Origin of the sequence: Kitasatospora sp. NPDC091257 (genome assembly GCF_044757675.1) — a bacterium.
GTDB lineage: Bacteria > Actinomycetota > Actinomycetes > Streptomycetales > Streptomycetaceae > Kitasatospora > Kitasatospora lactacystinica.
In genome coordinates this window covers 1-8,272 of the sequence record NZ_JBIVVI010000293.1, presented here as the reverse complement: position 1 = coordinate 8,272, position 8,272 = coordinate 1, and the positions used below count along the sequence as shown (strand labels likewise).

Sequence of the window (8,272 nt, the reverse complement as noted above, 5' to 3'; positions counted from 1 at the left end):
GGGGGCTCCCCTTCTCCGGCACCGCCCTCACAGCCGCGGGTCGACCGGCTCCGACTCCAGCGCGAGCACCGCGAAGACCGGCTCGTGCACCCGCCACAGCGGCTCCCCCGCCGCCAGCCGGTCCAGCGCCTCCAGGCCCAGCGCGTACTCGCGCAGCGCCAGCGAGCGCTTGTGGCCCAGCGCGCGCAGGCGCAGCCGGTCGAGGTGCTCGGTGTAGTCCGGACCGTAGATGATCCGCAGGTACTCCCGGCCGCGCACCTTCACGCCGGGCTGCACCAGGCCGCCCGGCCGGCCCTCGCCGCGCGCGGTGCGCACCAGCGAGGCCAGCGGCTTGACCACCATGCCCTCACCACCCGCCGCGGTCAGCTCCTCCCACCAGGCGGTGGCGGCGGCCGTCGAGGCCTCGTCCTCGGTGTCCACCAGGATCCGGCGGGTGCGGTGCAGCACCGGCTCCTTCCGGGGCTCCGGGCGCTCCTGGTGCTCCTGGTGCTCCTGGTGCTCCGTGCCGTCGACGGAGTCGGGCGCGCCAGGCCCATCGGACGCGTCGGCGGCCACCAGGCGGTCGATCCAGGCCAGGTGCTCGTCGTGCGGGCGCACCGCGAGGTTCGCCCCCTCGGCCGCGAGCAGCTGGAACGGCGCGAGCCGGATGCCCGACAGGCCCTCGGTCGGCCAGCAGTAGCGCCGGTACGCCTCGGTGAACGCCCGCGCGTCGGCCGCGCGCTGCCGCTGGCGGGCGGTCAGACCGGCCAGGTCCAGGCCGCGCCCGGCCGCCCGCTCCAGCGCGGACAGCACCTCCGGCAGGGCCGCGCCCGCCGCCGCGCCGACCGCCGCGTACTGGCGGCGCAACAGCTCCACCGCCTTCAGCGACCAGGGCATCAGCTCGGCGTCCAGCAGCAGCCAGTCGGTGGCCAGCTCCTCGAACAGCCCGGAACGCTCGGCGGCCGCCCGGACCCGGTCGAGCACGGCGCCGGTCAACTCCTCGTCGGCGAGGAAGGCACGGCCGGTCCGGGTCCAGATCGCGCCGGGGCCGGCCACGCCGAAGCGGCGCTCCAGCGCGGCCCCGTCCCGGGCGACCAGCAGCACCGCGCGCGAGCCCATGTGCTTCTCCTCGCAGACCAGGTGCCGCACGCCGTCCGCCCGGTAGCCGAGGAACGCCTCCTCCGGGTGCTCCAGGTAGCCCTCCCGGCGGGAGGTGGCGCTCGGCGCCATCGTCGGCGGCAGGTAGGCGAGCAGCCGCGGGTCCAGCGCGAAGCGGCTCATCACCTCCAGCGCGGCGGCCGCGTTCTCCTCCCGGACGGCCACCCGCCCGTGCAGCCCGGTCTCGACGGTCCGGCGCCCGGCCACGTCGGCGAGGTCCAGCGGACGGCCCTCGCGGGCGCCCGGCGCGTCGGTGATCAGCGGGCGGACCGGGGCGTACCACTCACGCTCGGCCTCGACACTCACCAGCTCGCGTTCCGGGTAGCGCAGCGCGGTCAGACTGCCGCCGAAGACGCAGCCGGTGTCCAGGCAGACGGTGTTGTTGACGAAGCTCGCCGACGGCACCGGGGTGTGGCCGTAGACCACCAGCGCCCGGCCCCGGTACTCCTCCGCCCACGGGTAGCGCACCGGCAGGCCGTACTCGTCGGTCTCGCCGGTGGTCTCCCCGTACAGCGCGTGCGAGCGGACCCGGCCGGAGTTGCGGCCGTGGTACCTCTCCGGCAGGCCGGCGTGGCAGACCACCAGGGCGCCGCCGTCCAGCAGGTAGTGACTGACCAGGCCGCGCATGAACGCGCGGGCCTCGGCCCGGAACTCCTCGCTCTCCCCGGCCAACTGGTCCAGCGACTCCTGGAGGCCGTAGGCGACGTTGACCTTCTTGCCGTCCAGCGCCCGGCCGAGCTTGTTCTCGTGGTTGCCCGGCACGCAGAGCGCGTGGCCGGCCGCCACCATGCCCATCACCAGGCGCAGCACGCCCGGGGTGTCCGGGCCGCGGTCGACCAGGTCGCCGACGAAGACGGCGGTGCGGCCCGCGGGGTGCGCGGCGTCCACCGGGCGGCCCTCGGCGTCCCGGGTGAGGGTGTAGCCGAGCCTGGTCAGCAGGGTCTCCAGCTCGGAGCGGCAGCCGTGGATGTCGCCGACGATGTCGAACGGGCCGGTGAGGTGGCGCAGGTCGTTGTAGCGCTTCTCCAGCTCGACCCCGGCCGCCGCCACCTCGGCCTCGCCACGCAGGACGTGCACCTTTCGGAAGCCCTCGCGCTCCAGGCCCCGGAGGGAACGGCGCAGCTCGCGGTGCTGGCGGGGGATCACGTGGGCCGGCAGCCGACGGTCCGGGCGGGAGCGGTTGCGCTCGGCGCACACCCCCGGCGGGACGTCCAGGACGATCGCGATCGGCAGCACGTCGTGCTCGCGGGCGATCGCGACCAGCTGACGGCGGGCCTCGGGCTGGACGTTGGTGGCGTCCACGACGGTCAGCCGGCCGGCCGCCAGTCGCTTGCCGACGATGTAGTGCAGGACGTCGAAGGCCTCGGCGGAGGCGGACTGGTCGTTCTCGTCGTCGGCGACCAGGCCCCGGCAGAAGTCGGAGGAGATCACCTGGGTGGGCAGGAAGTGGCGACGGGCGAAGGTGGACTTGCCCGCGCCGCTGGTGCCGATCAGGACGACGAGGGAGACATCGGTGACGGGGAGGCGGCGGGGGGTGGTGCTCTCCGCGTGGTCCTGGCCCTGGTCGTCGCCAGGGGTGTCGGTCGTGTCATCGGTCATCGGGGCTCGCCTCCTTCGGGCGTCGTGGTCGTGGTGAACAGGGCCAGCTGGGTCGGGGCGCCGACCTGCTCGTCCTCCGGGCCGACCGGGCGCAGCTCCACGGTGTAGCCGTACGCGGCGGCGACCTTCCCGGCCCAGGCGCGGAACTCGGCCCGGGACCACTCGAAGCGGTGGTCGGCGTGCCGGACGGCGCCCGCCGGCAGGCTCTCCCAGCGGACGTTGTACTCGGCGTTCGGCGTGGTGACCACGACCGTCCTCGGCCTGGCGGCGCCGAACACCGCGTACTCCAGCGCGGGCAGCCGCGGCAGGTCCAGGTGCTCGATCACCTCGCACAGCACCGCCGCGTCGAAGCCCTTGAGCCGGGCGTCGGTGTAGGTGAGCGCTCCCTGTGCCAGCGCCACCCGGGCCGCCTGACGCTCCGACAACCGCTCCAGGCCCAGCTTACGACTCGCCGCCCGCAGCGCCCGGACGGAGACGTCCACGCCGAGGATCCCGGTGAACCGGGGGTCCTTGAGCAGCTCGCCGATCAACTCGCCCTGGCCGCAACCGAGATCGGCGACACGGGCGGCACCGCTCTCACGCAGCGCGGTGAGGATCGCGGCGCGGCGCCGCTCGGCGAGGGAGGGCTGCCGGGGCTCCGGCTGCTCCCCGGCCTCCTCCCCGGGCCCGACCTCCTCCTCGGGCCGGTCGTCGACCGCGTTGTCGATCTCCTCGACCTCGCGGTCGTCGGCCTCCGCCAGCCGGGCCAGCTCCAGGCGCTCCATCGCGGCCCGGGTCAGCGACCAGCGCCGGGCCAGGTAGCGGCGGGTGATCAGGGCGCGCTCCGGGTGGGCCGCCAGCCAGCCCTGACCGGCGGCGAGCAGCTTGTCCACCTCGTCCGGGGCGACCCAGTAGTGCTTGGCACCGTCCAGTACCGGCAGCAGCACGTACAGCTGCTGGAGCGCGTCGGCGAGCCGTACCGTTCCGGAGGAGAGCGCGACCCGCACGTAGCGGGACTCGCCCCACTCGGGGAACGACTCGTCCAGCGGGATCGCCGTCGCCTCGACCTGCCAGCCCAGCGGTTCGAACAGCCGGACCACCAGGGCCGGGCCGCCGCCCTCACCCGCGCCGTTGGCGGGCACGGCGGGCAGGTCGATGCGCAGCGGACGGGCCCGCCCGGGCAGTTCGGGCCGGGCCGGGCAGGCGCCCTTCATCGCGGACCGGAACACCGTCCGCAGCGCCACCGCGAGCAGCGAGGACGCCGCGTACGGGCGGTCGTTGACGTACTGGGAGAGCGCGAAGTCGGGCGAGCCGCCGCGCCCTCTGCCGTCGCCCCGGCCCTTGCGGACCAGTGCGATCGGGTCGATGTCCAGCAGCAGCGCCGCGGTGCAGACCTCGTCCCCCGCCTCGGGGTAGAAGACGTGGGCCTCGCCGTGCGACGTGGTGAACCGCTGGACCTTGTCGGGGTGCTTGTGCAGCAGGAACCCGAGGTCCGCGGCCGGGTCCTCGGCGCTGCCGGTGGTGGAGATCGACATGAACACCCGCTGAAGTATTGCCCAGCGCCGGGGCGGCGAGCACCGGGTTTTCCCGCCCCGCGGACCGCCGACCAGCAGGTCCGACGGGCGTGTCCGCCCGGCGGGCGTGTTCGGCACCGGGGCCCCGCATTGGTTAACGTGCACGGTGTGACTGCTGAATCCACCTCGCTCGAATCCACCTCCCCGGCGAACGGCGCCGTGGCCGCCGGTCTGGCCACCATCGCCGCCGACGGCACCGTCCTCGACACCTGGTTCCCCGCCCCCGTGCTGGCCGCCGAGCCCGGCCCGGCCGGCACCGTCCGCCTGACCGCCGAGCAGGCCGAGGCCGAGCTCGGCGCCGGCGCGGCCGAGGCGCTGCGCGCCGACGCGCGCCGTGGCGTCGAGGTGGTCGCCGTGCGCACCACCATCGCCTCGCTGGACGAGAAGCCGCTCGACACCCACGACGTCTACCTGCGGCTGCACCTGCTCAGCCACCGTCTGGTCAAGCCGCACGGCCAGAACCTGGACGGCGTCTTCGGCCTGCTGGCCAACGTCGCGTGGACCAGCATCGGCCCCGTCCCGGTGGACAAGGTCGAGCAGGCCCGCCTGGCCGTGCGCGCCCAGGGCGGCCAGCTGGCCGTGTACGGGATCGACAAGTTCCCGCGGATGACCGACTACGTCGCCCCGACCGGTGTGCGCATCGCCCACGCCGACCGCGTCCGGCTCGGCGCGCACCTGGCCGTCGGCACCACCGTGATGCACGAGGGCTTCGTCAACTTCAACGCCGGCACCCTGGGCACCTCCATGGTCGAGGGCCGGATCAGCGCGGGCGTCGTCGTCGGCGACCACAGCGACATCGGCGGCGGCGCCTCGATCATGGGCACCCTGTCCGGCGGCGGCAAGCAGGTCGTCTCGGTCGGCGAGCGCTGCCTGCTCGGCGCCAACGCGGGCATCGGCATCTCGCTCGGCAGCGACTGCGTGGTCGAGGCCGGCCTGTACGTGACCGCCGGCACCCGGGTCACCACCCCGAACGGCACGGTGGCCAAGGCCGTCGAGCTGTCCGGCCAGGACAACCTGCTGTTCCGCCGCAACTCGCAGAGCGGCGCGGTCGAGGTCATCGCCCGCTCCGGCTCCTGGGGCGGCCTGAACGCCGACCTGCACGCCCACAACTGACCTGCGGGCAGCGACTGTCGGGGTCCGGCGCCGGGCGGCGCCGGGCCCCGCTCGCGTCCCCGGGCCGCTCGCGCCTCGGGGTCCACTCCCGTCCCGGCGTCCGTTCCCGTCCCCGGCGTCCGGGCGCGGGTGGGATCCGGGCGCGGGTGGGATCCGGGCGCGGGTGGAGCGGCCCACCCGTGCGGACCTCAGGGCTTGCGGTGGCGCCCCGGCGCCTTCCTCGGCCGCCGCACCGAGCGCCCGGGCCGCGGTGCGCCGCCGCCCTCGATGCCGTGGAGGATCCGCTGAGCGGCGGCATAGTCCTCGGCCACCGTCTCCGGCAGCCACTGGTAGCCGTCCCAGCGCACGATCAGCCTCGGTTCGCCCGGCGCCACATGGGCGCCCCGCGGCCGCCCGTCCATCAGCCGTACGGCCCGCAACTGCCCGACCGGCCGCAGCTGTTGCTCCCGCCTGGCCGCCCACGACGCCAGCGGTTCCTCCTCGTCCATCGCCCCAGTCTGGCCCCCCTCAGCCGTCGCCCGACACTCGCGTCACCCGACCGGGCGATGCGCTTTTCGGCCCGTCCGCTCCCTCCTTCCGCAACCCGCTCCCTTCGCCGCCGCCGGCTCACGCACTCCTGAGGACCACCAGCCGCTGGGTCGCCCTGGTCATCGCGACATAGCGGTCGACCGCGCCCTCGACCCCACCGCCGAACGCCTCCGGATCGACCAGGACGACCAGGTCGAACTCAAGTCCCTTGGACAGCTCCGGGGTCAGCGACCGGACCCGCGGCCGCGCCTCGAACCCGGGGGCGCCGATCACACAGGCGATCCCCTCGGCATGCTCGGCGAGCCAGCCGTCCAGGACGGCGTCCAGCTCCGCCACCGACCCGTGCACGACGGGGATGCCGCTGCTGCGGACGGAGGTCGGCACGTTGGCGTCCGGCAGCGCGGCCCGGATCGCGGGCTCGGCCTCGGCCATGACCTCCTCCGGTGTCCGGTAGTTGATGCTCAGCGAGGCCACCGTGGTCCGGTCGAGCCCGATCCGCTCCAACCGCTCCTGCCAGGACTCCGTGAAACCGTGCCTGGCCTGCGCCCGGTCCCCGACGATGGTGAAGCTCCGGGACGGGCAGCGCAGCAGCAGCATCTGCCACTCGGCGTCGGTCAGCTCCTGGGCCTCGTCCACCACGATGTGCGCGAACGGCCCGGCGAGCGGTTCCGGGTCGGCGACGGGCAGGGCCGTCTCGTCGACCAGGGTGTCCTGGAGGTCGCGGCCGCGCAGCATCGTCACCGCGCCCTCGCCGTCGTCGTCGGCCCGCAGCAGGTCGCCGATGACGTCGGCCATCCGCGCGCGCTCGGCGGCGGCCGCGGCCTCCCGCCGACGCCGGCGCCGGTCCGCCTCCGGATCGCCCAGCCGCTGCCGGGCCGCGTCCAGGAGCGGCAGGTCGGACACCGTCCAGGCCTGGGGCGCGTCCTTGCGCTGGAGCCTGCGGACGTCCTCGGGTGCGAGCCAGGGCGCGCACATCCGCAGGTAGGCGGGCACCGACCAGAGGTCGCCGACCAGCTCGGCCGCGTCGAGCAGCGGCCAGGCCCGGTTGAGCGTCTCGACCAGCTCCCGGTCCTGCCGCAGCGACCGGCGGAACAGCTCGGGCGAGACCCCCTCGTCCTCGTCCAGCTTGTGCATCAGGATCGTGGCCAGCTCCTCCCAGATCTGCTCGCGGGCCTCGTTGTGCGGGGTGCCCGGGTCCGGCGCGTCGAACGCGTCGGACCAGTCCTCGGCGCTCAGCCAGAGGTCGGCCCAGTGGGTGGTGACCTCCAGCCCCTCGGTGGGCGGCTCCTCGTAGAACCGGACGGCCTTCTCGATCGCCCTCACCATGTCGGCCGAGGACTTCAGCCGGGCCGCCTCCGGGTCGGTCTCGGCCCCGGCCTTCGCCCCTTCGGCGACGAGGTCCCGCACGGTGCAGGTGCGCACCCCCTCCTCGCCGAGGCTCGGCAGGACGTCGGCGACGTAGGCCAGGTAGGGCTGGTGCGGGCCGACGAACAGCACCCCGCCCCGCCGGTGGCCGAGCCGGGGGTCGGAGTAGAGCAGGTACGCGGAGCGGTGCAGGGCGACGACCGTCTTGCCGGTGCCCGGGCCGCCGTCCACCACCAGGGCACCCCGGGAGCCGGCCCGGATGATGGCGTCCTGGTCGGCCTGGATGGTGGCCAGCACGTCCCGCATCCGGGCCGACCGGCCGCCGCCCAAGCCGGCGATGAAGGCGGACTGGTCGTCCAGCGCGGCGTGCCCCTCCAGGGCCTCGGCGGTGAACACCTCGTCCCAGTAGTCGGCGATCCGGCCACCGGTCCAGCGGTACCGGCGCCGGCTCACCAGGCCCATCGGATCGGCGTGGGTGGCCCCGAAGAACGGCTCGGCCGCGGGCGAGCGCCAGTCGACCAGCAGCCGTCGGCCCGCGCTGTCGGTGAGGCCGAGCCGCCCGATGTACACCGGCTCCGGGTCGTCGGCGAGGACGACCCGGCCGAGGCACAGGTCCAGGCCGAAGCGGCGCAGGGCGCGCAACCGACCGGTCAGCCTGTGCACCTCGATGTCCCGGTCCATCGCCTCCCGGCCGAGGCCGCCCGGCGCCCGGCGCAGCGCGTCGAGGCGGTCGGACAGGCCAGTGATCGCCTCTTCCAGGCTCTCCGCGACGGCCGCGAAGTGCCGCTCGTCCTCGCCGATCAGTGCCGGGTCGGCCTTGGCGGCGAGGCGGGCGGGAAGGTCGAACGCACTGGTGGTCCGGCTGTTCATGGCATCAGCTCCGATCTGAGGCCTGCGATTGTGCGCCAGCACGGGGGCCTTGCCGCAAGACCCCCCGTGCGCTATACGTTGAGAGTGGCAAGGGGTGGGTTCTCCCC

The 8,272-nt window shown here is 74.8% G+C and carries 5 protein-coding genes; 1 reads left to right on the top strand and 4 read right to left on the bottom strand.

Annotated elements, in window-relative coordinates:
• Positions 1-27 precede the first annotated feature (27 nt).
• Complete coding sequence (locus tag ACIQOV_RS16020) at positions 28-2,736, bottom strand: polynucleotide kinase-phosphatase (protein WP_401048982.1); 2,709 nt, start codon at positions 2,734-2,736, stop codon at positions 28-30.
• Positions 2,733-4,256, bottom strand: coding sequence for a 3' terminal RNA ribose 2'-O-methyltransferase Hen1 (locus ACIQOV_RS16015; protein ID WP_401048980.1), 1,524 nt, complete (start codon positions 4,254-4,256; stop codon positions 2,733-2,735). The genes ACIQOV_RS16020 and ACIQOV_RS16015 overlap by 4 nt, the downstream gene beginning before the upstream one ends.
• 141 nt (positions 4,257-4,397) lie before the next feature.
• Between ACIQOV_RS16015 and dapD the strand changes: the two genes are divergently transcribed.
• The gene (gene dapD / locus ACIQOV_RS16010; protein WP_401048978.1) at positions 4,398-5,402 is read left to right on the top strand and encodes a 2,3,4,5-tetrahydropyridine-2,6-dicarboxylate N-succinyltransferase; all 1,005 of its coding nucleotides are present in this window, start codon (positions 4,398-4,400) and stop codon (positions 5,400-5,402) included.
• Positions 5,403-5,590: 188 nt separating this feature from the next.
• On the opposite strand, the gene ACIQOV_RS16005 is transcribed toward dapD, so the two are convergent.
• Positions 5,591-5,890, bottom strand: a complete 300-nt coding sequence (locus tag ACIQOV_RS16005) for a DUF6087 family protein (RefSeq protein ID WP_401048976.1) — start codon at positions 5,888-5,890, stop codon at positions 5,591-5,593.
• 118 nt (positions 5,891-6,008) lie between these two features.
• Positions 6,009-8,165, bottom strand: coding sequence for an RNA polymerase recycling motor ATPase HelR (helR, locus tag ACIQOV_RS16000; RefSeq protein WP_401048974.1), 2,157 nt, complete (start codon positions 8,163-8,165; stop codon positions 6,009-6,011).
• Positions 8,166-8,272: the final 107 nt, after the last annotated feature.